This window comes from Paraburkholderia sp. PGU19 (assembly GCF_013426915.1).
Taxonomy (GTDB): domain Bacteria; phylum Pseudomonadota; class Gammaproteobacteria; order Burkholderiales; family Burkholderiaceae; genus Paraburkholderia.
Genome location: NZ_AP023181.1, coordinates 491,296 through 511,750 on the forward strand (window position 1 = coordinate 491,296; position 20,455 = coordinate 511,750).

At 64.6% G+C, this 20,455-nt stretch carries 19 protein-coding genes and 1 pseudogene; 12 read left to right on the forward strand and 8 right to left on the reverse strand.

Going from position 1 to position 20,455, the window contains the following annotated elements:
• The first annotated feature begins 140 nt into the window (after positions 1-140).
• On the forward strand, positions 141-641 hold the full coding sequence (locus H1204_RS32050) for an Ohr family peroxiredoxin (RefSeq protein WP_180735110.1): 501 nt from the start codon (positions 141-143) through the stop codon (positions 639-641).
• Between the two features lie 15 nt (positions 642-656).
• On the opposite strand, the gene H1204_RS32055 is transcribed toward H1204_RS32050, so the two are convergent.
• The 3 genes from H1204_RS32055 to H1204_RS32065 form a co-directional block, all read right to left on the reverse strand.
• The gene (locus H1204_RS32055) at positions 657-1,886 is read right to left on the reverse strand and encodes an MFS transporter (protein WP_180734556.1); all 1,230 of its coding nucleotides are present in this window, start codon (positions 1,884-1,886) and stop codon (positions 657-659) included.
• Between the two features lie 12 nt (positions 1,887-1,898).
• Positions 1,899-2,732 (reverse strand): shikimate dehydrogenase, encoded by an 834-nt coding sequence (locus H1204_RS32060; RefSeq protein WP_180735111.1) that lies wholly within the window; start codon positions 2,730-2,732, stop codon positions 1,899-1,901.
• 62 nt (positions 2,733-2,794) lie between these two features.
• Complete coding sequence (locus H1204_RS32065; protein ID WP_180734557.1) at positions 2,795-4,177, reverse strand: MFS transporter; 1,383 nt, start codon at positions 4,175-4,177, stop codon at positions 2,795-2,797.
• 384 nt (positions 4,178-4,561) lie between these two features.
• Between H1204_RS32065 and H1204_RS32070 the strand changes: the two genes are divergently transcribed.
• Positions 4,562-4,882: a pyrimidine/purine nucleoside phosphorylase gene (locus tag H1204_RS32070; RefSeq protein ID WP_180734558.1), complete on the forward strand. Its 321-nt coding sequence runs from the start codon at positions 4,562-4,564 to the stop codon at positions 4,880-4,882.
• A gap of 56 nt (positions 4,883-4,938) precedes the next feature.
• Here the strand turns inward: H1204_RS32070 and H1204_RS32075 are convergent, their stop codons facing one another.
• Positions 4,939-5,901, reverse strand: a complete 963-nt coding sequence (locus tag H1204_RS32075) for a LysR substrate-binding domain-containing protein (RefSeq protein WP_180734559.1) — start codon at positions 5,899-5,901, stop codon at positions 4,939-4,941.
• 135 nt (positions 5,902-6,036) lie between these two features.
• On the opposite strand from H1204_RS32075, the gene H1204_RS32080 reads away from it, so the two are divergent.
• From H1204_RS32080 to H1204_RS32120, 9 genes and pseudogenes are all read left to right on the forward strand, one after another.
• Positions 6,037-7,101, forward strand: a complete 1,065-nt coding sequence (locus H1204_RS32080; protein WP_180734560.1) for an ABC transporter substrate-binding protein — start codon at positions 6,037-6,039, stop codon at positions 7,099-7,101.
• 54 nt (positions 7,102-7,155) lie between these two features.
• Positions 7,156-8,226, forward strand: a complete 1,071-nt coding sequence (locus H1204_RS32085) for an ABC transporter ATP-binding protein (RefSeq protein ID WP_180734561.1) — start codon at positions 7,156-7,158, stop codon at positions 8,224-8,226.
• Positions 8,213-9,085, forward strand: a complete 873-nt coding sequence (locus H1204_RS32090) for an ABC transporter permease (protein ID WP_180734562.1) — start codon at positions 8,213-8,215, stop codon at positions 9,083-9,085. The genes H1204_RS32085 and H1204_RS32090 overlap by 14 nt, the downstream gene beginning before the upstream one ends.
• A 4-nt stretch (positions 9,086-9,089) precedes the next feature.
• Positions 9,090-9,887, forward strand: coding sequence for an ABC transporter permease (locus tag H1204_RS32095; RefSeq protein WP_180734563.1), 798 nt, complete (start codon positions 9,090-9,092; stop codon positions 9,885-9,887).
• Positions 9,884-11,020, forward strand: coding sequence for an FAD-dependent oxidoreductase (locus H1204_RS32100; RefSeq protein ID WP_180734564.1), 1,137 nt, complete (start codon positions 9,884-9,886; stop codon positions 11,018-11,020). The genes H1204_RS32095 and H1204_RS32100 overlap by 4 nt, the downstream gene beginning before the upstream one ends.
• A 7-nt stretch (positions 11,021-11,027) precedes the next feature.
• Positions 11,028-11,369, forward strand: coding sequence for a (2Fe-2S)-binding protein (locus H1204_RS32105; RefSeq protein WP_180734565.1), 342 nt, complete (start codon positions 11,028-11,030; stop codon positions 11,367-11,369).
• A 4-nt stretch (positions 11,370-11,373) separates the two neighbouring features.
• Positions 11,374-12,779 (forward strand): annotated as a pseudogene (locus H1204_RS32110) (FAD-dependent oxidoreductase); the annotation flags it as partial.
• A gap of 7 nt (positions 12,780-12,786) precedes the next feature.
• A complete protein-coding gene (locus H1204_RS32115; protein WP_180734566.1) occupies positions 12,787-13,953 on the forward strand; it encodes an FAD-binding oxidoreductase in 1,167 nt (388 codons plus the stop codon).
• 59 nt (positions 13,954-14,012) lie between these two features.
• Positions 14,013-14,366: a RidA family protein gene (locus H1204_RS32120; protein ID WP_180734567.1), complete on the forward strand. Its 354-nt coding sequence runs from the start codon at positions 14,013-14,015 to the stop codon at positions 14,364-14,366.
• Positions 14,367-14,396: 30 nt separating this feature from the next.
• Here H1204_RS32120 and H1204_RS32125 read toward each other — a convergent pair whose 3' ends face one another.
• The 3 genes from H1204_RS32125 to H1204_RS32135 form a co-directional block, all read right to left on the reverse strand.
• The gene (locus H1204_RS32125; protein WP_180734568.1) at positions 14,397-15,914 is read right to left on the reverse strand and encodes a sensor domain-containing diguanylate cyclase; all 1,518 of its coding nucleotides are present in this window, start codon (positions 15,912-15,914) and stop codon (positions 14,397-14,399) included.
• A 400-nt stretch (positions 15,915-16,314) separates the two neighbouring features.
• Positions 16,315-16,575, reverse strand: a complete 261-nt coding sequence (locus H1204_RS32130) for a hypothetical protein (RefSeq protein ID WP_180734569.1) — start codon at positions 16,573-16,575, stop codon at positions 16,315-16,317.
• A gap of 288 nt (positions 16,576-16,863) precedes the next feature.
• Positions 16,864-17,028: a zinc ribbon domain-containing protein gene (locus tag H1204_RS32135; protein WP_007585164.1), complete on the reverse strand. Its 165-nt coding sequence runs from the start codon at positions 17,026-17,028 to the stop codon at positions 16,864-16,866.
• Between the two features lie 335 nt (positions 17,029-17,363).
• On the opposite strand from H1204_RS32135, the gene H1204_RS32140 reads away from it, so the two are divergent.
• Positions 17,364-19,232 (forward strand): SMP-30/gluconolactonase/LRE family protein, encoded by a 1,869-nt coding sequence (locus H1204_RS32140; protein WP_243468979.1) that lies wholly within the window; start codon positions 17,364-17,366, stop codon positions 19,230-19,232.
• A gap of 31 nt (positions 19,233-19,263) precedes the next feature.
• Here H1204_RS32140 and H1204_RS32145 read toward each other — a convergent pair whose 3' ends face one another.
• The gene (locus H1204_RS32145; protein ID WP_180734571.1) at positions 19,264-20,412 is read right to left on the reverse strand and encodes an acyltransferase; all 1,149 of its coding nucleotides are present in this window, start codon (positions 20,410-20,412) and stop codon (positions 19,264-19,266) included.
• Positions 20,413-20,455: the final 43 nt, after the last annotated feature.

Sequence of the window (20,455 nt, forward strand, 5' to 3'; positions counted from 1 at the left end):
TGAGTCCGTCAACGACTCTACCGCGACATTTTTCCGTCACTTAACATGGGGTCGGGTTCACTGTCGCTTCGTCTGAAAAGGGAGCAGGCTGAGCAAGGGCCATCGATCACATCGAGGTTCGCCGCCAGGCCTGAGAACGAATCATGAAAAAGAAACTGCAAGCGCCCCCGCTCTCCCTGCTCGACCGATATCGTGGCCGGGAATTCGAGGCGCTCTACACGACATCGGTCACCGTATCCGGCGGCGAGACGGGACATGGCCGCGCATCGGGCGTTGCTCGCTCAGCGGACGGCAACCTCGATGTGCAATTACGCTTGCCCACCGAACTCGGCGGTCCCGGCGACGGAACCAATCCCGAGCAACTATTCGCCGCGGGCTTTGCCGGCTGCTTTCATGGCGCGCTCAATCTGCTCGGCAAGCGGGCCAAGATGGAACTCAACGATATTGCCGTCGACGTGCAGGTCGCCTTTGGCCGCGATCCGATGGATGGCGGCTACGCGCTCGTAATCGATGTGCGGGTGCGGATACCGGGCGTCGACCGGGCGGTGGCGGAAGAACTCGTGCGCAACGCGGAACGTTTGTGCCCGTATGCGAAGATGGCGAGACAGGGGACGGTCAATATCGTGGCCGTCGTCGATTGAGCGCGGACCGTCGGACTACTCCGCGCTCACGGGAACGACCGTGGTCCGCACCCCGACGGGCAACGACCGGCCAACCTTCGGCAGCCAGACAAAAGCGATCGTCACGATGATCAAGCCCGCGAACAGCATCGGCACCACCATCGGCCACGCGCCGTAGCGATACTGCGGATCGACGAAGGCGGCAGCCGTCTGCCCCATGCAGAAGGCCGCGCCCATCATGATGAAGCCGGACCACGACACCGCGCGACCCGCGAGATGAGGCAGGCCGCCCACGGCGCCTGCCTGCCCGCACGGCTGATGAATGCCGTGCCCGAGGCTATAGACCCCATGCCCCAGCAGCAACGGCCACACGGTGCCCGGCAACAGCCAGCAACCCAGCGCCTGGATGATTGCGCCCGCGATACTCAGGATCGCGCCCTGCCGCACCGTCAACAGCACACCCTGGCGATACAGCAGATGCCGGCAGCCAATCGTGCTCAACATGTAGACGGCCGAACCGCATGCGGGAATCCAGCCATACATCTGCGGCGACAGGCCCAGGTAGCCGATGTACACCATCGGCGAAAGCAGCAGGAAACAGAACATTCCGCCATAGGTCGTCGCGGCGAGCAGCGCCCACGCCCGGAACTCGGTGCTCTGGAAAATCTCGCGAACGCTGCCGGCGGGCGCCTGCGTCGTCTCGCCTTGCTGCAGGGTTTCGCCGAAGCCACGCCAGCACGCGACGCATAACACCAGCGCGTAGAGACTCATGACCGCGAGCACCCAGCGCCAGCCGGCATGCTGCGCGATAAAGGCGCCGACTATGGGTGCCGTGAGCGCCGTCGCGCCGAGGCCCGTCAGGCCGCGCGCCATCACGTGCGGTCCGTCTCTGGCGGGATACAGGTCGCGCACCGCCGCGCGTGAGCAGACGAGAATCGCGGCCATCGCGAGACCCTGAAATGCGCGCGCCGCCGTCAGCATCGACGCATCGGCGGCAAGTGCGCCCGCGAGCGCAGCGACGACATAAGCGGCGAGACCCGTCAGCAAGACGGGGCGGCGTCCATAGCGATCGGCGAGGCTGCCCATCGGCAGCTGGCCGATGCCGAAGGCAAGCGCGAACACCGTGAGGCTCGAGCTGGCCGAACCGAGCGACGCAGCGATCTCAGGGAGCGCAGGCAGGTAGCTGTCGGTCGCGACGGGCTGCGCCGCGAGCAGAAACGGCAGAAGTAACGCGAAGCTCAGCGAGCCGCGATACGAAGGGGACATCGAAGCAGCGACTTAGTAGGCGATGGTCGCCGCGCTGCGCAACTCGTCGGGCGTCGCCGTCCCGAAGCCGAAGAACTCCAGATAGGCGGGAATCATCTCGAACAGCATGTCGGTGCCGACCTGCACTTCACAGCCCTTCTCACGCGCGGCGCGCAGGAACGGCGTGTACTCCGACTTCATCACGACTTCGCCGACAAAACACTCGGGCGCGATGCGCGCGACATCGAAGGGCAGCGGATCGCCCTCCTTCATGCCGAGCGGTGTCGCGTTCACCACGACCTCGTAGCCGTCGGGATCTTTCGAGCCAGTGCGGACCGTCAACGCCGGGTAGTGCTCGCGCAAACGCTGCGCGAGCCCCTCGGCGGATTCGTTGCGCGCGTCGTACAACGCGAGTTCGGCGACGCCCGCCGCCGCCAGCGACGCCGCGATCGCCGAACCGACACCGCCCGAACCCGAGATCAGCACGCGTGCGCCCTTCAGTTGCCGCCCCTTGCCCAGCACGCCGCGCACGAAGCCGGCGCCGTCGAACTGATCGCCGAGCAGCGTGCCGTCGGGACGCTTGAGCACCGCGTTGCAGGCGCCCGCGATGCGCACGGCGGGCGTGACTTCATCGACCAGGCCGACCGTCGTCACCTTGTGCGGCATCGTGATGAGCGCCCCACGCAGATTGGTGAAGCGGAAGATCGACTTGAAGCTCTGCTCGTAGTCTTCCGCCTTGACGCCCATCGGCACGACGACGGCGTCGATGCCCTTCTGCTCGAACCATGGGTTGTAAATCATCGGCGACTTGAAGCTCTCGGTCGGAAAACCGATGTGCGCGACGAGGGTGGTCTTTCCGGAAATCATGGTCAAGGTGCTCTCTCAGGCGTCTAGTTCCGCTCGGCGGGCTCAGCGGGCTTTAGCGTGCTTCAGTGGGCGAATGCCGCAGCCCGCGCAGCGTCGTACTCGGATTTGTCGACGGGATGCGCGTCGGGCTGGCCGAGTTCGTCCATATGAACACGGTACGTCTCACGGGCACTGAACGCGGCCAGCGAGGCGATGATGGTGATCGCGAAAGCGAGGGCGCCGATCGTCAACCAGATATTGCTGGATCCCGGAGGCGCCACGGCCGTGAACAGCGCGGGCAGCATCGCGGTGATCGCGGTGCCGATATTCTGCGCAATCGCCATCGCCGAGACGCGGGTGGCCGTCGGGAACAGTTCGGGGTAGAAGCTCGGGAACACGGCGTTGTAGCCCTGATAGACCACGCCCCACATCAGAATCGACATCACGAAGGCGAGCGGCACGTTATGGATGCTGATGGCGTAGAGGTACGCGAACGCCAGCACGCCCGACAGCAGCGAACCGATGATCATGGGCGGCTTGCGGCCGATCTTGTCCGACAGGTTGCCGACGTACGGAATCACCACCACGGCGACGATGTTGCCGACCACGGGAATCCACAGGTACATGTCCTTCGCGAAGCCGATGCCGTAGGCCGGCTGCACCGCGTACGCCGCGCCGAAGATGGTCGCCACGACGGGGATCACGTTCATCAGCGCCATGCAGATCACGCGCAGCATGTTCGGCGTGCTGTACTTGAACGCATCGACGATCGGCGAGCGGGCACGTGCGGCACCGCCTTCTTCCTTGAACGCGGGCGTCTCGTCGACCTTGCGGCGAATGATCCAGCCCGCGATGATGACCACGAAGCTCAGCAGGAACGGAATGCGCCAGCCCCAGACATTGAACTGCTCGGCGGGCATGTAATGCGCGAGCGGCAGGAACACGGCGGCAGCCAGAATCTGCCCGGCCTGCACGCCTTGCAGCGTGAAGCTGGAGTAGAAGCCGCGCCGCCCGAACGGTGCGTGCTCCAGAATCATCGAGCTTGCGCCGGAGATTTCGCCCGCCACCGCGAAGCCCTGCACCAGACGCAGCAGCACCAGAAACAGGGGCGCCAGCAGACCGACCTGATCGTACGTGGGCAACAGGCCAACGCCGATCGTCGAAAAGCCCATCAGGAACATGCAGGCCAGCAGCACTTTCTTGCGGCCGTGCGTGTCGCCGAGGTGGCCGAGCACGAAGGCGCCGATTGGCCGCGCCACGTAGCCCACGCCGTACGTCGCCAGCGACGCGACGATCGCGGTCGTGGCATTGCCCTTGGGAAAGAATATCTGCGGAAAGATCAGCGCCGATGCGGTCGCATAGATGAAGAAATCGTAGTATTCAAGCGCCGATCCGATCCAGCCGCTGGCGGCGGCCTTCTTCGACTGATGCTTACCCTGGGGCTCGTGAGCCGGGACTGCGGTCATGGTTGTCTCCTAGCTTTGTAGGCTGACGACTATCTGAATGTCGACAGGATGGAGCGCAGCGTAGCGCCCCGAGGCCCTACAGCACAAGGGATTATCGCCCCATTTTGTTCGATCATCGCGCATCACTGCGCGATGATCGAACGCTCTGAGGGTTTCTCCGGGTTCTGGAGGGATGTCGGACGGTGCCTTTAGTGACTTGCGGACGTACGTCTCAACGGATAGCGGCGGGCACGGCGCTGCTGGGCGTCGTGGCACTGGGCGTCACCGCTGCCTGAGCGGGGATTCGCAGCCCTGCCGCAGGCAGGCTGTATCATGGCGGCCTCGCGTCGCCACGTTCATGCGGCGCTCCTGCCTTCATTCACAACGACCCAGAGGAACACCGCCATGACGGCCGCAACGCAATTCGATCAGGTTTCCGTTGTCAAACGCGCCAACGTCTACTTCGACGGCAAGTGCGTGTCGCACACCGTTCTTTTCGCCGACGGCACGCGCAAGACGCTCGGCGTGATCTTGCCCGGCACGCTCAACTTCGGCACCGACGCACCCGAACTGATGGAAGTGCAGGCAGGCACATGCCGCATTCGTCTGGAAGGCAGCGACGAGTGGAAAACGTACAACGCGGGCGAGACGTTCTCGGTGCCCGGCAAGAGCCGCTTTGACATCGACGTGATCGAAACGCTCGACTACGTCTGCACCTATCTGTAACGACTCACGTGCGTTGCCGCGACGGTGCACCTGTGTTCGCGGCAACACGCCTTGTGTCATTGCAACGCCCGTTTAGCGCTTTGCTTGCGCGTGCGTTTCGGCGTTGAGTCAGGGACGATCAGCGCCAGCTTCTCCATCACTTCCTCATGCTCCGAGCGGAGCACTTCGACGAACGCCGCAGCCAGCCGTTCGCGTGGCTGATTCGGCGGAAACAGCAGATACATCGGAAACATCACGGCCGGCGAGAACGGCCGGATGGCGATATCCGGCCCGGCAAAATCCAGCGCCACGCCGGGATGCGCCAGCGTTACGCCCATTCCGCAGCGCACCAGTTCGCAGCAGATCGCCGTGTATTGCGCCTCGATCGCGAGCTTGCGTTCGACGCCTGCGCGCACGAACACCTCATCCATCTGCGCGCGCGTGCCGTCGCCATGACACAGCGAAATAAACGACTCGCCTTGCAGATCGGCCGGCTTGATGACGGCCTTCGAAGCCAGCCGATGCGCGGCAGGCATCACGCAGACGGCGGCGACTGTCGACAGCATTTCGACATCGCAATTCGACGCCTCGCTGATGTACACGGCCACGCCGAGATCGCAGAACTGCGATGCCGTCCAGTGATTGACCGTGCCTGACGTGTTGACGTGCAGCGACACGGTCACGCCCGGATGCAAGTCCTGAAAGCGCTTGATCGCATGCGGCACGAGCGTCAGACCCGCTGACGGCATCGCCGCGATGCGCAGACGTCCGCTGCCCAGGTTGCGAATCTGCGCAGCGGCATTGGTGAGCCCCTGCAGGCCAACATACGCGCGCTCCACTTCACGAAAGAACGCCGTGCCTTCGCTGGTCGGTATCAGCCGCACGCCGCTGCGCTGAAACAGCAGCAAGCCCGTCTCCCGTTCGAGCTGCGAGATCAGCCGGCTCACGTTCGGCTGCGACGTGAAGAGCGCCTTTGCCGCCGCCGTCATCGACCCCGCCACCATCACCGCGCGAAACGCCTCGATATGCTTCAGGTTCATCGTCCTCAACCCATATCAACCATGTATGGATAGCTATTTTATTCGTATTGGACGATATGACCATTGCGGACCAGACTGTGATCCATTGACACGCCGCCAGAGCGTCCTTTCCCACATCGAATGGAGATCGTCGTCATGCAAGAAACGCTGCGCCGCCGTTGCCGTCTTACGATCCGTGTTCTCTCCTCCGCCCTCTGCGCCGCCTGTCTGACCGCACCGTTGCTCGCGCACGCTGAGACGACGCTGTATGTCGCGAACGTCGGTGGCTCGAATGAGCAGTTGTATCGCCAGAAAATCATCCCGCCGTTCGAGAAGGCGCATGACGTGAAGATCGTCTACGTCGCGGGCAATTCGAGCGACACGCTCGCGAAACTCCAGGCGCAGAAAGGGCATCAGCAGATCAACGTCGCGGTGATGGACGACGGCCCGATGTATCAGGCAATGCAGCTCGGCCTGTGCGCGAAGGTCGACGAGGCGCCCGTGATGAAGGACCTCTATCCGCTCGCGCGTCTCGGCCCGACGGCCGTCGGCGTCGGCATGGTGGCGACGGGCATCGGCTACAACGAGCAGGCGTTCAAGAAGCTCGGCCTGCCCGCGCCCGACTCGTGGCAAGTGCTGACCGACAAGCGCCTGAAGGGCAAGCTCGGCGTGCCGCCCATCACCAACACGTATGGCCTGCATACGCTCGTGATGCTCGCGCGCATGAACGGCGGCGGCGAGAAGAACATCGACCCGGGCTTCACCGCGATGACGAAGCAGGTCGCGCCCGATGTGCTGTCGTGGGCGCCGACGCCCGGCGAGATGGACGGTCTGATGCAGGCGGGCGACGTCATCATCGCGCCCTACGGCAGCGGCCGCGCGGTCGCGCTGCAGAACACGGGCTTCCCGCTCAAGTTCGTGTATCCGAAGGAAGGCGGCGTCGCGTTGCAGGTCGCGGCGTGCCCCGTGGCCGAGAACGCGCAGCCCAAGCTCTCGCAGGACTTCATCCAGTACCTGCTGAGCCCCGAAGTGCAGGCGATGCAGGCGCAAGGCATCGGCCTCGGCCCCGTCAACAAGACCGTCAAGCTGACGCCCGACGTCGCCGCACGCGTGCCCTACGGCCCGGACCAGGTCAGCAAGCTGACCGCGATGGACTGGGCCACGATCAACCAGCACCGCACCGAATGGACGGAGCGCTGGAACCGCTCGGTCGAGCGATAAGCACCGCAGCCGCATCACAGCCGCAACGCCCGCATCCGCACAGTACCGCCGCTTATGACCTTCCTCACTCTGCAAGGCCTCTCGAAGCGCTACGGCGACTTCACCGCCGTCGAGCATCTCGATCTGTCCGTCGAACGCGGCGAGTTTCTGTCGCTGCTCGGCCCGTCCGGCTGCGGTAAGACGACCACGCTGCAGATGATTGCTGGCTTCGTCACGCCGAGCGCGGGCCGCATCACGCTCGCCGGCCGCGACATCACGCACGAGCGCCCCGAAAAGCGCGGCATGGGCGTGGTGTTCCAGAGCTACGCGCTGTTTCCACACATGACGGTGGCCGGCAATGTCGGCTTCGGCCTGGAGATGCGCAACATGAAGCGCGACGAGCGCGCGGTGCGCGTCGCCGAAGCGCTCGATCTCGTGCGTCTGAAGGGACTCGACACGCGCTATCCGAAAGAACTGTCGGGCGGCCAGCGCCAGCGCGTCGCCATCGCCCGTGCTCTGGCGATGCGCCCCGAACTGCTGCTACTCGACGAGCCAATGTCGAATCTCGACGCGAAGCTGCGCGAGGAAATGCACATCGAACTGCGCGCGATCCAGAAGCGCCTCGGCATCACGACGATCCTCGTCACGCACGACCAGGTCGAAGCGATGACGATGAGCGATCGTATCGCCGTGCTGCACAAAGGGCGCATCGCGCAACTGAGCACGCCGTTCGATGCGTACGAGCGCCCCGCTACGCCGTTCGCGTCGACGTTTCTCGGCCGCACCAACACGCTGCCGGGCGAAGTGCGGGGGCGCAATCCGCGCTGCGCAGTCGTGGACGTCGCGGGCACGACGCTGCATGTGCCGCACGAAGGCCGCGATGTGGAAGGCGCGGTACACGTATACATCCGTCCCGAGAAAGTGCGCCTTGCGAATGGCGATGCCCGCATGCACGGGCGCATCGCGAACCGCGTGTTCATCGGCAACCAATGGCTGCTCGAAGTCGACACCGAACTCGGCATGCTGCGTGTCGCGCAGCCGAATTTCGGCGCGCCGCCGCCCGAGGAAGGCCACGAAGTCGGGCTCGCTTTCACCGACGACGATCTGCGCGTGCTGACCCGGGAGAGCGCCCATGGCAACGCTTGACGACTCGCGCGTGGGCGCCGCGCCGTGGCTGCTGTCCGCGCCCGCGCTGCTGCTGTTCGGCGCACTGCTGCTCGTGCCGCTCGTGCTGACGCTGCTGCTGTCGTTTCGCGTCTTCAGCGACGTGGCGGGCGTGCAGACCGCGTACACGCTCAAGAACTACGCCGAGGTCGTGAGCGATCCGTACTACGCGGAAATCTTCCTGCGCACGGCGGGCCTCGCGCTCGCGGTGACGCTGCTGAGCGTGCTGCTCGGCGTGCCGGAAACGATCGTGCTCGCGCGCATGAAACGGCCGTGGCAGTCGCTGTGCCTGCTGATCGTGCTCGGGCCGCTGCTGATCTCCGTCGTGGTGCGCACGCTCGGCTGGCAGATTCTGCTCGGCAACAACGGCGTGCTCAACAACGCATTGCAGGCCTTGCACATCACGTCCGAGCCGATCCGCCTCGTCTTCACGATGACGGGCATGATCATCGCGCTCACGCATGTGCTGGTGCCGTTCATGGTGATGTCCGTGTGGGCCACGCTGCAAAAGCTCGATCCGCAAGTGGAATGGGCGGGGTTGTCGCTGGGCGGCTCGCCGCTGCGCGTGTTTCGCCGCGTGGTGCTGCCGCAGATCATGCCCGGTGTGCTGTCCGGCTCGATCATCGTGTTCGCGCTGTCGGCTTCCGCCTTCGCGACGCCTGCGCTGATCGGCGGACGCCGTCTGAAAGTCGTCGCGACGGCCGCCTACGACGAATTCCTCGGCACGCTGAACTGGCCGCTCGGCGCGAGCATCGCGGTGCTGCTGCTGATCGCGAACGTCGCGATCGTGATGGGCTGCAGCCGTCTCGCCGAACGCCGCTTCAAGCACATTTTCGAGTGACGCCATGAAACAGAACGGATTCTGGGGCCTGCTGTTCAACGCGCTGTTCCTGACTTTCATCCTCGCGCCGCTGGTTGTCGTGCTGCTGGTGGCGTTCACCGACAAGGGCTTCATCTCGATGCCGTTCGACGGCGCGTCGCTGCGCTGGTTTCGCGCGATCCTCGAGAATGGCGACATCGTGTCGGCGTTCTGGCTGTCCGTGCGGCTCGCGTTCGCGGCGGCGACCATCGGCGTCGCGCTCGCGGTGCCTGCCGCGCTCGCGATTGCGCGTTACCGCTTCACGGGCCGCGCGGCGCTGATGAGTTTCTTCCTCTCGCCGATGATGATTCCCGCCGTCGTGCTCGGCATCGCGTTCCTACGCTTCCTGTCGCTACTGCATCTGAGCGGCTCGTTCTGGGCGCTCGTCGCGACGCACGTGATCGTCGTGCTGCCGTATGCGCTGCGGCTCGCGCTGTCTTCCGCCGTCGGGCTTGACCGCGATGCCGAGCGCGCCGCGCTGTCGTGCGGCGCGAGCCGTTTCACCGCGTTTCGCCGCGTCGTGCTGCCGATGATCCGCACGGGCGTCGCGGGCGGCTGGGTGCTGTCGTTCATCCAGAGCTTCGACGAACTGACGATGACCATTTTCGTCGCGACGCCCGGCACGACCACGCTGCCCGTCGCCATGTACAACCAGATCGCGCAGACCATCGATCCCCTCGTCGCCTCTGTTTCGGCGGTGTTGATCGTCGGCACGGTTCTGCTGATGGTGCTGCTCGACCGCATGGTCGGACTGGACCGCATTCTGATCGGAGAAGCACGATGACCCGCAATTCATCCGCCAACCCCGACGTGCTCGTGCTGGGCGGCGGGCTGGTCGGTTCCGCTGTCGCCTGGGGCCTAGCGCGCGAGGGCGCGCAAGTGACCGTGCTCGATCAGGACGACGGCGCGTTTCGCGCGTCGCGCGGCAATTTCGGGCTGGTCTGGATTCAGGGCAAGGGCTATGGCCTGTCGCCTTACGCGCGCTGGTCGCGCAGTTCGGCCACGCGCTGGCCCGCGCTCGCCGCGGCGCTGCTCGACGAAACGGGTATCGACGTCGCGCTGCGCCAGCCCGGCGGCTTTCATTTCTGTTTCTCCGACGACGACCTCGCCGACCGCGCGAAGCGGCTCGGCACGCTGCAACGCGAGCTGGGCGACTACCCGTATCAGTTGCTCGATGCGCGCGAGGTGCGCGAGCGCCTGCCGCAGATCGGGCCGGACGTGATCGGCGCGAGCTATACGCCGATGGATGGACACGTCAATCCGCTCAAGCTGCTGCGCGCGCTGCACACAGGCATGCAGCGGCGCGGCGTGACGCTGGTCAGCAACGAGGAAGCGCTGCGCATCACGCCCGACAGCGGCGGCTTCGCGGTGCAGGGCAAACGCGGCACGTATCGCGCGGCGCGCGTGGTGCTCGCGGCGGGTCTCGGCAATCGCGCGCTCGCGCCGCATGTCGGGCTGCACGCGCCCGTCGCGCCGAATCGCGGGCAGGTGCTGATCAGCGAGCGCGTCGCGCCGTTCCTGCACTACCCGACGCTCAACGTCCGGCAAACGGACGAAGGCACCATGCAGTTCGGCGATTCGATGGAAGAAGTCGGCCTGAACGATTTCACCACCACGCACGTACTGTCCGACATTGCGCGGCGTGGCGTGCGCGCGTTCCCGTGGCTGAAGAACGTGCGGCTGGTTCGCACCTGGGCCGCGCTGCGCGTCTACAGCCCGGACGGTTTTCCGATCTACGACCAGTCCGCGCGGCATCCGGGCGCCTTCGTCGTCACCTGCCACAGCGGCGTGACGCTCGCCGCCGCGCACGCGCTGCGCATCGCACCGTGGATCACCGGCGGCGCCATGCCCGACGAGCTGCCCGCATTTTCGGGCACGCGCTTCACAGAATCCCCTGCTCTCATTCCCGCTCACTGATTCCGACATGACTTCCACACCGCTATTCAAGGCCCTGCCCGGCGCCGATGCGCCCGTCGATATCTGGTTCAACGATCAGCCGCTGCGCGTGCCGGGCGGCCGGTCGGTGGCCGCGGCGCTGCTTGCTGCCGGCATCGCGCGGTTTCGCGCGACGCCTGTGTCCGGCGCGCCGCGCGCACCGTATTGCATGATGGGCGCGTGCTTCGAGTGTCTGGTCGAGATCGACGGCGTGCCGAGCCGGCAAAGCTGCATGGTGACCGTGCGCGACGGCATGCGCATCCGCTCGCAGGAAGGCGCACGCGATCTGCCGCCCGTCGCTGTTTCGCTGGAGGATGCTCATGGCCGCTGAACACGCCGCAGAGTTTGTGTCCGAAGCCGTCGACGTGGTCGTGGTCGGCGCCGGTCCCGCCGGGATGAGCGCGGCAACGCGTGCGGCGCGCGCCGGTCTTTCCGTCGTGCTGCTGGACGAGCAGGATGCCGTCGGCGGGCAGATTTATCGCGCGATTGGCCGCGCCGACGCACGCCGCAAGGAGATACTCGGCCCGACTACGCAGCGGGCGCTTCGATTGCCGACGCGTTCGCGCGCTCCGGCGCGCGGCATGTCGCGCATGCGTCCGTGTGGCAGGTCACGCGCGAGCGGTCCGTGCACTATCTGAAGGACGGCAAGGTCAGCAGCTTCGACGCGCAGCGCGTGATTCTCGCGACAGGCGCGCTGGAGCGGCCGTTCCCGATTCCCGGCTGGACGCTGCCCGGCGTGCTGACGGCGGGCGCCGCGCAGATCCTGCTAAAAAGCGCAGGCGAAGTGCCTGCCGAGCCGCCCGTTCTCGCTGGCTGCGGCCCGCTGCTCTATCTGCTCGGCTGGCAGTACGTGAGAGCGGGCGTGCCGATCCGCGCGCTCGTCGACACGACGCGTCACGAAGACCGTTGGCGCGCGAAGAAGCATCTGCTGTCCGCGCTGCGCGCGTGGCCGTTTCTCGGCAAGGGGCTGCAACTGATCCGCACGCTGCGCGACGCCGGTGTCCCGATCTTCGAGGCCGCCGACGATCTGCGCGTCGAATCGAAGCACGACGCCGACGGCGTCGAGCGCGCGGCCGCGCTGAGCTTCACGACGCAGGGCCGCGCGCACAAGGTCGAAGCCAGCGTGATCTTGCTGCATCAGGGCGTCGTGCCGAACACGCAATTTACGCTCTCGCTGCGCGCGCAACACCACTGGGACACGGCGCAGCTATGCTTCGCACCGACCACGGATGCATGGGGCGAACTCGACGTGCCGGGCATCTTTATCGCGGGCGACGGCGGGGGTATCGGCGGCGCGCTTGCTGCTGCCGAACAGGGCGCGTTGAGCGCGCTCCAGGCCGTGTGCCAGCTTGGCGCGATCGACGCGGCCACACGCGACAGCGAAGCCGTGCCGCATCGCCGGGCGCTGGCGAACGTGAGGCGCATCCGTCCGTTTCTGGACAGCCTGTACCGCCCGCGCGACGCGAACCGTATTCCGCGCGACGACGTGATCGTCTGCCGCTGCGAAGAAGTGACGGCGGGCGACGTGCGCGGCTTCGTCGAACTGGGCTGCGTCGGGCCGAACCAGGCGAAGTCATTTGGACGCTGCGGGATGGGGCCGTGTCAGGGCCGCATGTGCGGGCTCACCGTCACCGAAATCATCGCCGACGCGCGCAAGGTGCCGCCGGGCGAAATCGGCTACTACCGCATCCGTCCGCCCATCAAGCCGCTCACACTTGGAGAACTCGCCGGTGAAGAATGACGCCGCCATGTCCCCTTCCGCCGCCACGCGTGAAGCCGACGTGCTAGTGATCGGCGGCGGCCTGCACGGATCGAGCAGCGCGTTTCATCTGGCCGCTCGCGGCGCGAGAGTGATCGTGCTCGAAGCCGATTACGTCGCGCGGCACTCGTCGGGCGTCAACGCGGGCGGCGTGCGCACGCTCGGACGGCCTGTGCCGGAAATTCCGCTGGCGCTGATGTCGCGCGAAATCTGGCACACGTTGCGCGACACGATCGGCGACGATGGCGGCTTCGTGCCGTCCGGCCAGTTGAAGATCGCCGAGACGGAGGCCGAACTCGACGAATGCCGCGAACGCGTCGCCCTGCTCGAAGCGCATGGTTTCACGCACGAAAAGCTGATCGACCGCGCGACTTTGCTCGAACTCGAACCCGCGCTCGCGCCGCATGTGACGGGCGGCATCTGGGTCGAACGCGACGGCTATGCACTGCCGTTCAGGACCACGACGTCCTTCCGGCTCGCAGCGCAGCGACACGGCGCGCAGTTCTTCGAAGGCACGCCCGTTACCCGCATCGAGCAGCGTGGCACGCGCTGGCTTGCGCAGACGCCGCGCGGCACGTTCAGCGCGGAAAAGCTCGTCATCACGGCGGGCGCGTGGGCGGGCCAACTGGCCGAGCAGGTCGGCGAACGCGTGCCCGTTCATCCCGAAGGGCTAATGTTGATGGTCACGCATCGCGTCGCGCCGTTCTGCCGCGCGACACTCGGCGCAACGGGCCGGCCGCTGTCGTTCAAGCAGTTCGACAACGGCACCGTTGTGATCGGCGGGAAGCTGATCGGCATTGCCGACCTCGATGGCAGGCATGGCGAGGTGGACTTCGCGCGCCTCGTGCGCAGCGCGAATACCGTCGTCGATCTGTTTCCGCATTTGCGGCATCTCGGCGTGAATCGCGCGTGGGCGGCCGTCGAAGCCTTCACCGAAGATTCGTTGCCCGTGATCTCGACGAGCCGCCGTGCGTCGAATCTCGTCTACTCGTTCGGTTACTGCGGCAGCGGTTTTCAGCTCGGGCCGGCATGCGGGCGGCTCGTCTCCGAGCTGGTGCTGGACGGCGAGGCGTCGTTGCCGCTCGACGCGTTCGCGATCGACCGCTTCGCGCAGCAGGCCGTCTCCGAACGGACGGCGAGCGCCGTCGCTCATTGATTCATGCGCGCCTTGTGTAGCGCGCGCTTTAACACTTCAACCAGGGAGCAAACCAGCGTATGTCCGATATCGTGAGAATCGAAACAAATCAGCGCATGAGCCGTGTCGTCAAGGCAGCGGGGCTTGTGTTCATCGGCGGTCAGACGTCGAGCGATCACGCGCCTGATGTGAAGATCCAGACGGCCAGTGTGCTGGCGAAAATCGACGGCTTTCTGGAGAAGGCGGGCATCGACAAAACCCGTCTCGTGTCGGCGCAGGTGTGGCTCGCGAATATCGAGCGCGATTTCGCGGGGATGAACAGCGTGTGGGATGCGTGGGTCGCGGCCGGCTGTGCGCCGACCCGCGCGACCGTCGAGGCGAGGCTTGCCGCGCCGGAACTGCTGGTCGAGATCGCCGTCGTCGCGCTGGCGTAGCGCTGGCGCTTCGAAGCGGGCGCCGTCAACCTACGCGTTCGCCACGCGATACGTGCCCCGGCCCGCCTGCTTCGCGCTGTACAGCGCCTGATCCGCCCGCCGGATCAGGCCATCGACGGAATCGTCGTTCGCCGCCAGCGCAATGCCGACGCTCGTACCGATGCTGACGGCCTCGCCCGTCGACAGATGGTACGGCAGCGCGATGTCGCGGATCACACGCTGAGCCAGCGCGACGACGGAAGGTAGCGTGGTGTGGTCGGCGATGATCGCGAACTCGTCGCCGCCCAGCCGCGCGACCAGTTCACCCGGACGCAGCACGCGCGACAGCCGCGAGGCGACCGTCTCCAGCACCTCGTCGCCCGCGCAATGGCCGAGCCGGTCGTTGACCTGCTTGAAGCCGTCCAGGTCCAGATACATCATCGCGATCGCATCGCCCTTCATCCGTGCCCGGTCCACCAGGATCTGCTCCAGCCGGTCGCGCAGTTCGCGGCGGTTCGGCAGGCCCGTCAGCGCATCGTGCCGCGCGAGGTGCAGGATCTTCGCCTCAGTCTGCCGCCGTTCGGTCACGTCCTCGATGATGATGACGGCGCTGCCGTCCGGGACCGGGTTGCGGGTCAATTCCAACTGGCGGCCGTCCTGCAGTTCGAGGCCCATCGGGCTGCGCTCGTCGCCGAGCCATGCGCTGAACCGTTCGACGAGCCGCTTGCGCAGCGTCCCGCCGAACTGCGCGATGCCGACGTTGCCGATGAACTCGGGCAGCGGCACATTGAGCTTGAGCATCTCGACGGTCGCGCCGAACAGCTCCGCCGTGCGGCGGTTCGCGATCACGACCTTGCCCGCTCCGTCGACGGTGCACAGGCCATGCGGCATGTAGGCCAACGCGGCATCGAAGCGCGCGGCCAGTTCGGCGTGCCGCTGTTCGGCCGTCATCAGCGCGACGAGGCCGTTGTAGTGGCGTCGCACGACCGACACCATCGCCGCGTTGTACGCGATGAGCGGCGGCACGAGAATCCATGCGCCGCTTTGCGGCGCGATCAGCGCGCCAACGCCGATGGGCACCGTGCCGAGAAAGATCTGCGCGATTGCAAGCCGCGGCAGCGCCGCGTTGCGCGACGCGATGCCGCCTAGAATGCCTGCCGCGACCATGATCGCGAGCGTGGCCAGTTCCTTGTCCGGCGACAGAAAGCACGCCGCCGTGCCGAGGCCGAGCAGCAGGCAGGCAATCAGGCTGACGGGCGCGTAGCGGGCGGCCCACGGGCCGGGATGGACGTCACCGATGCGGCTGCGCGCCACATAGAGGCGCACGATCCCGAGGCGCGCGGCCAGCACGGCGATATCGGCGATCAGCCAGAGCGTCGTCCATGTCTGATGCAGCCGGAAACACGCGACAGCCGCCACGAAAATGCTGGAGATGCCCGACAGGAACAACGGCCATGCGTTGTCGAATAGCGCGGACAGCAGCGCTGCGCGCACCGACGGGCTGACAACGGCCTTCTCTGGCGTGGGCGTCGCCAGTAGCGAATCGAACATGGAAATTTTCTCGGACATGGCTCGGCCGTGATCGGGACGCTGCATTCCGGCCCATCGCGGGGCAAGCTTTGCTCTCTGAATTAACGGCAAAAAAATGCGGGGCTTGAGTCAGGTAAACGCGACGCAAGCGGCAGGTGACGCATCATGCCGTAATTTTGGCCGCTCGTGCTGGTCGCGTGTATATGTTACTCACGCAAGATTCCGTTGAGCGCGCATCCGTCAGGCAGCGCTGGAGACTGACATCGTCGTCGAACAGCGTCGCGACGGCGAAGACCTGATCGAGTCGATCGGCAGGCGGAAGCGCTAACGGCAATTCGCAGCCGACAGCACCTGAAGGAAAGATAAGGCGATTGCTACGGTAAGCCACGCCGATGGTGTGAACATCAGCATGGCCGCCGACAGGCATCGATGTGCGACGTCAACGATGATCGTGCCCATCGCGTGCAGGCAAGGCAAAACCTTTTGCCTGTTCGCGATCCTGCAGGTTCACGGCGGCAATCACCGTATTGCGTGGAATCAGGATTTTCAGGCCATCGACTTCCGCTTCGCACATGCCTTCGCTTGCGTCGAAGGTGTCGCACATCAACTGGCTCCAGTCGTCCTCTTTCGGATGCTCGCTGAATACGTCGTGTGAAACGTTGCGCCAGTACGCGCCGTGCAGAATGACAAGCCATGCCATCACGACCTCGATCAGAAAATGCCGCCGGTGAACGTCGCACGTTCACACGGTGGATGCGCCCGACGGATTGCGCAGCGACCAGATGCCAGGCGTGTTTCTAAGCATCCAGTTACCACACACCGTGCAACGGTATTCGTCATAGCGTTCGGCAGGAGACGCCGGCGACACCCTCGCGTCAGAACCCATCGCGCTCAAATCGCCATGCGGCGGCGTCGACGACGGCTTTCCGGCTAAAGCCTTGCATGCGTCGCATGGTTGCATCTGCGTGCCTCCCGCTATGCCACGCGCTCAACTTTTGCGCGACGTCTTCGCGACGAAAGGCGTCGGTGCGTGCTGCACCTTGTCGCTTCCGCATTTAGGACATTTCAGCTGCGCCGTCGCATGTTCTGCGACGTGCTCCGCGTGCTCGAACTTTTCCCCACAACTCTCGCAACGATACTGGTAGGTCGGCATGCTGATTCTCCGATGCGGATGAATGGGATGCGGATGCAAAACCGCATCGCCGCGAAAACGCATATGGCAGTAACCCATTCTAGTGCGGCATGCATCGATTGAAGGGTTTTTCGTATCGCGCATGTGTGCTGTCCATGCGTGCAGCATGGAACGTTATTTTTTCTGCACTCACGTTCGGATATCGATACCCGTTTGAATAAACAGGCACTTAAAATTTCGTGCATCGCCAATGCACGATTTACTCAATTATCCGATCGATCGACGTCAGGAAAACCTATCGCATGCACAACAGACGAATACGACTACACGCCCTGTTCTTCGGCACATTCATTACAATGATCGTTTCCGTCTGTCATGCGCAATACACGACCGACTGGCTCGCGAATACATATGGCACGCTCGCTGCGCACGTCGGCAACGCGGCGCGTTCGATGTGGGTCGCGCCCGAAGGTGTCGTCTATACGGCTTCGATGTGGGACGAGAACGAAGGCGGCGTCGCGATCTACCAGAACGGACAAAGCATCGGATCGATTGGTATCCATAGCGAGTTCCAGGGCGGCGCGATTACGGGCAATGCGACGTCGATCTTCGCGGCGATGCAGGCAGGCACGCAATACGGCAGCGGCGGCGTCGGCCGCTACAACCGCGCGACGGGCACACGCGATCTCGTCATCAACGTCAGCACATGGAACGCGGTCACCCGCGCCGATGCGATCACGGGACTCGCGACGGCCGGCTCGCTGCTCTATGCGAGCGATTTCTTCGGCAATCGCGTGCGCGTCTTCACGACGGATGGCGCGTGGCAGCAGGACTTTAGCGTCGCTGGGCCCGGTGCGCTCGCGCTGGATGGCGCGGGCAATGTCTGGGTGGCGCGTAAGAGCGCGAGCGCAATCGTCGAATACGGTCCCACGGGCGCCTTGCTGAACACGATCCAGATGCCCGCGACTTCGCGTCCTTCCGCGTTGTACTTCGATGCATCGACGGGTCTGCTGATGGTCGGCGACGAAGGCCCCGACATGAACATCAAGCTCTACAGCGTCACAGGCGCCCCGCAACTGGCGGGCACATTCGGCGTTCAGGGCGGCTATCTCGACACGACGGCGGGCATCAAAGGCCAGGTCGGCGACAAGCGCTTCACGCGTATCGAAGGCATCGGCAAGGACTCGGCTGACAACCTGTATGTGCTCAACAATCCGTGGGGCGGCGGCTGGGATCTCGGCCGCAACAGCGGCACGGACATTCACGCGTACAACAGCGCAGGCAACCTGATGTGGAAGCTGCAGTCGCTCAACTTCGAAGCCGTCGCGGCGCCCGATCCCGTGACGGACGGCGTGCTGTTCTATAGCGGCACGAACATCTATTCGGGCACGGCGGGTGGCACCTTCGTCGCGAATACGGTCGATCCTTTCTCGTATCCGGACGATCCGCGCCTGAACGTCAACGACACGCAACGCGACGAACACTTCGGCCAGCTCGCCAGCGTCGGCGGCAACCGGATACTCGTCGCGTCAGGGCAGAACCCGGCCATCTTCTACTTCTTCCATTTCGAACCGTCGAAGGGGTATATCGCGGTGCCGGATGCTTCGCTGCCCGGTGTCTCGTTCAATACGACGCGGCCGGTGACGGGCGGATTCAGTATCGACAGCAAAGGCGACGTGTGGGCCGGGCTCGATCGTACGAATCATATCTATCACTATCCGCTGACGGGTTTCGATGGATACGGCAAGCCAGCATGGGGACCCGGCATCGCACTGCCGATTCCGATGAGCATCCGCCCGTTGACGCGTCTCATCTATCTCGCCGAAAGCGACACGATGATACTCGCGCAAGGCATCGCGGGCAGTTGGGACTGGACCGCGATGAACACGCGGATCGAGGTGTATCACGGCTGGAGCGCAGGCAATATGACGCGGCCCGACCCGGTGATCAATCTCACCAGCGCGAATGCGAAGTCGATGACGGCGGCGGGCAACTATCTGTTCGTCGGATACGTGCACACGGTGCCGAACATCGACGCGTTCAATCTCACCACGGGCCGCCTCGACATAACGCTGACCAATTCGAACCCCGGCAATCTGGACGTCGGCAACGATGTCGACTCGATGTACGGCCTGCGGGCGTACGTCAGATCGACGGGCGAGTATGTGGTCACGAAAGACAACTACAACGGATCGAGCATCGTTGTTTATCGCTGGACGCCGTAATGTCCTTGCACAAGGGCAGCGCCGCTGCGGTTCAGGCCGCGGGCGCGCCCGGCACGTCCGGTGTGTACTTTCGCAGCCGCTGCGAAATGACGTGCGAAGGCTTTTCGATAATCCGGTAGAACGCGTAGCTGATCGCGAAGGCCAGCGCCACTTCGACGAACCATGCGTAGCGCGAGGCTTCGTCGAATGTCGTCATTTCAAGTAGCGCCAGCGCGGTCTTGTGGCAAAGATAAAGGCTGTACGACCACGCGCCGCATGCAGCCAGCATCGTCCACAAGCGCGAGTTAGACGGCGTTGCGGTTTCCGTCGCGATCCAGATCGCCGCGAGGATCTGAAATACTGGCAGCGTGATATCCGGTGTGATCAACGGCAGCATCGCCGGCTTGAGACTCGATTCCGACAGCAGAATCATCACGGCTGCGCCTGCGGCAACGACCACCGTCCTCAGCACGACGAGATGGTTGGCAAGCAGACGCGTGCTTGCGTCCAGACCGCGCCTCATCGCCATCGTCAGCGGCGAATACGCGCCACGAATCTGAAACTGCGCAGCGTTGCGCTGCGTCTCCGCGATCAGGCAGCCAGAAATCCAGCCGGCCGCGTACAGCAACGCCGTGCCCGGAACGCGATAGGTTTCATAGACGCAACTGTGACAAACGGGATGCCCGAACAGCCGCACGCACGCGACCATCGCAGCCGCCATCAGCGCACACCCGACGATCATTTCGCCAATATAGTGAAAGCGCGGCCGCAAAAGCGGATAAACCGCGTAATACACCATCTCGCAGTAAAGCGACCACAACACCGATTCCAGATAGTTCTGTCCCGCCGGCAATGGCTGAACGATGCAAAGCAGAACGACGAGTGGCAATCCAATACGGATGAATCGCGACGCGTAATAGTTGACTGGTTTGAGCGCGACGTCCTTGTAATATGCGGCGTGAATGCAATAACCGGAAATCACAAAGAACACAATGACAGCGGCAGGCCCGGCGAACAATGCGGTCGATCCGGACCACAACGCCCCGCCCAGAAACGAAAGCCGATGCGGCAGGAGTTCCTTGAAAAGGGGCGGCTTGAAGTGGTACATCAGTACCCAGAACGCCGCGAGGAAACGAATGGCGTCGATCTTTAAGGATTTTGCGGAATTGGCCGACGCCGGCAGCTTCAAGGTACTCGCCATTTTTTTCGCCCCTTTTATTACGGCTGCGTCGATCTTAGCGTCG

What these genes read in the sequence shown, in the direction of transcription:
- H1204_RS32080 (WP_180734560.1), top strand. Translation starts at nt 6,037, where the DNA reads ATGCAAGAAACGCTGCGCCGCCGTTGCCGTCTTACGATCCGTGTTCTC.
- H1204_RS32065 (WP_180734557.1), bottom strand. Translation starts at nt 4,177, where the DNA reads ATGACCGCAGTCCCGGCTCACGAGCCCCAGGGTAAGCATCAGTCGAAG.
- H1204_RS32125 (WP_180734568.1), bottom strand. Translation starts at nt 15,914, where the DNA reads ATGTCCGAGAAAATTTCCATGTTCGATTCGCTACTGGCGACGCCCACG.
- H1204_RS32140 (WP_243468979.1), top strand. Translation starts at nt 17,364, where the DNA reads ATGATCGTTTCCGTCTGTCATGCGCAATACACGACCGACTGGCTCGCG.
- H1204_RS32145 (WP_180734571.1), bottom strand. Translation starts at nt 20,412, where the DNA reads ATGGCGAGTACCTTGAAGCTGCCGGCGTCGGCCAATTCCGCAAAATCC.
- H1204_RS32130 (WP_180734569.1), bottom strand. Translation starts at nt 16,575, where the DNA reads ATGGCATGGCTTGTCATTCTGCACGGCGCGTACTGGCGCAACGTTTCA.
- H1204_RS32115 (WP_180734566.1), top strand. Translation starts at nt 12,787, where the DNA reads ATGTCCCCTTCCGCCGCCACGCGTGAAGCCGACGTGCTAGTGATCGGC.
- H1204_RS32085 (WP_180734561.1), top strand. Translation starts at nt 7,156, where the DNA reads ATGACCTTCCTCACTCTGCAAGGCCTCTCGAAGCGCTACGGCGACTTC.
- H1204_RS32100 (WP_180734564.1), top strand. Translation starts at nt 9,884, where the DNA reads ATGACCCGCAATTCATCCGCCAACCCCGACGTGCTCGTGCTGGGCGGC.
- H1204_RS32070 (WP_180734558.1), top strand. Translation starts at nt 4,562, where the DNA reads ATGACGGCCGCAACGCAATTCGATCAGGTTTCCGTTGTCAAACGCGCC.
- H1204_RS32095 (WP_180734563.1), top strand. Translation starts at nt 9,090, where the DNA reads ATGAAACAGAACGGATTCTGGGGCCTGCTGTTCAACGCGCTGTTCCTG.
- H1204_RS32105 (WP_180734565.1), top strand. Translation starts at nt 11,028, where the DNA reads ATGACTTCCACACCGCTATTCAAGGCCCTGCCCGGCGCCGATGCGCCC.
- H1204_RS32060 (WP_180735111.1), bottom strand. Translation starts at nt 2,732, where the DNA reads ATGATTTCCGGAAAGACCACCCTCGTCGCGCACATCGGTTTTCCGACC.
- H1204_RS32135 (WP_007585164.1), bottom strand. Translation starts at nt 17,028, where the DNA reads ATGCCGACCTACCAGTATCGTTGCGAGAGTTGTGGGGAAAAGTTCGAG.
- H1204_RS32055 (WP_180734556.1), bottom strand. Translation starts at nt 1,886, where the DNA reads ATGTCCCCTTCGTATCGCGGCTCGCTGAGCTTCGCGTTACTTCTGCCG.
- H1204_RS32090 (WP_180734562.1), top strand. Translation starts at nt 8,213, where the DNA reads ATGGCAACGCTTGACGACTCGCGCGTGGGCGCCGCGCCGTGGCTGCTG.
- H1204_RS32075 (WP_180734559.1), bottom strand. Translation starts at nt 5,901, where the DNA reads ATGAACCTGAAGCATATCGAGGCGTTTCGCGCGGTGATGGTGGCGGGG.
- H1204_RS32120 (WP_180734567.1), top strand. Translation starts at nt 14,013, where the DNA reads ATGTCCGATATCGTGAGAATCGAAACAAATCAGCGCATGAGCCGTGTC.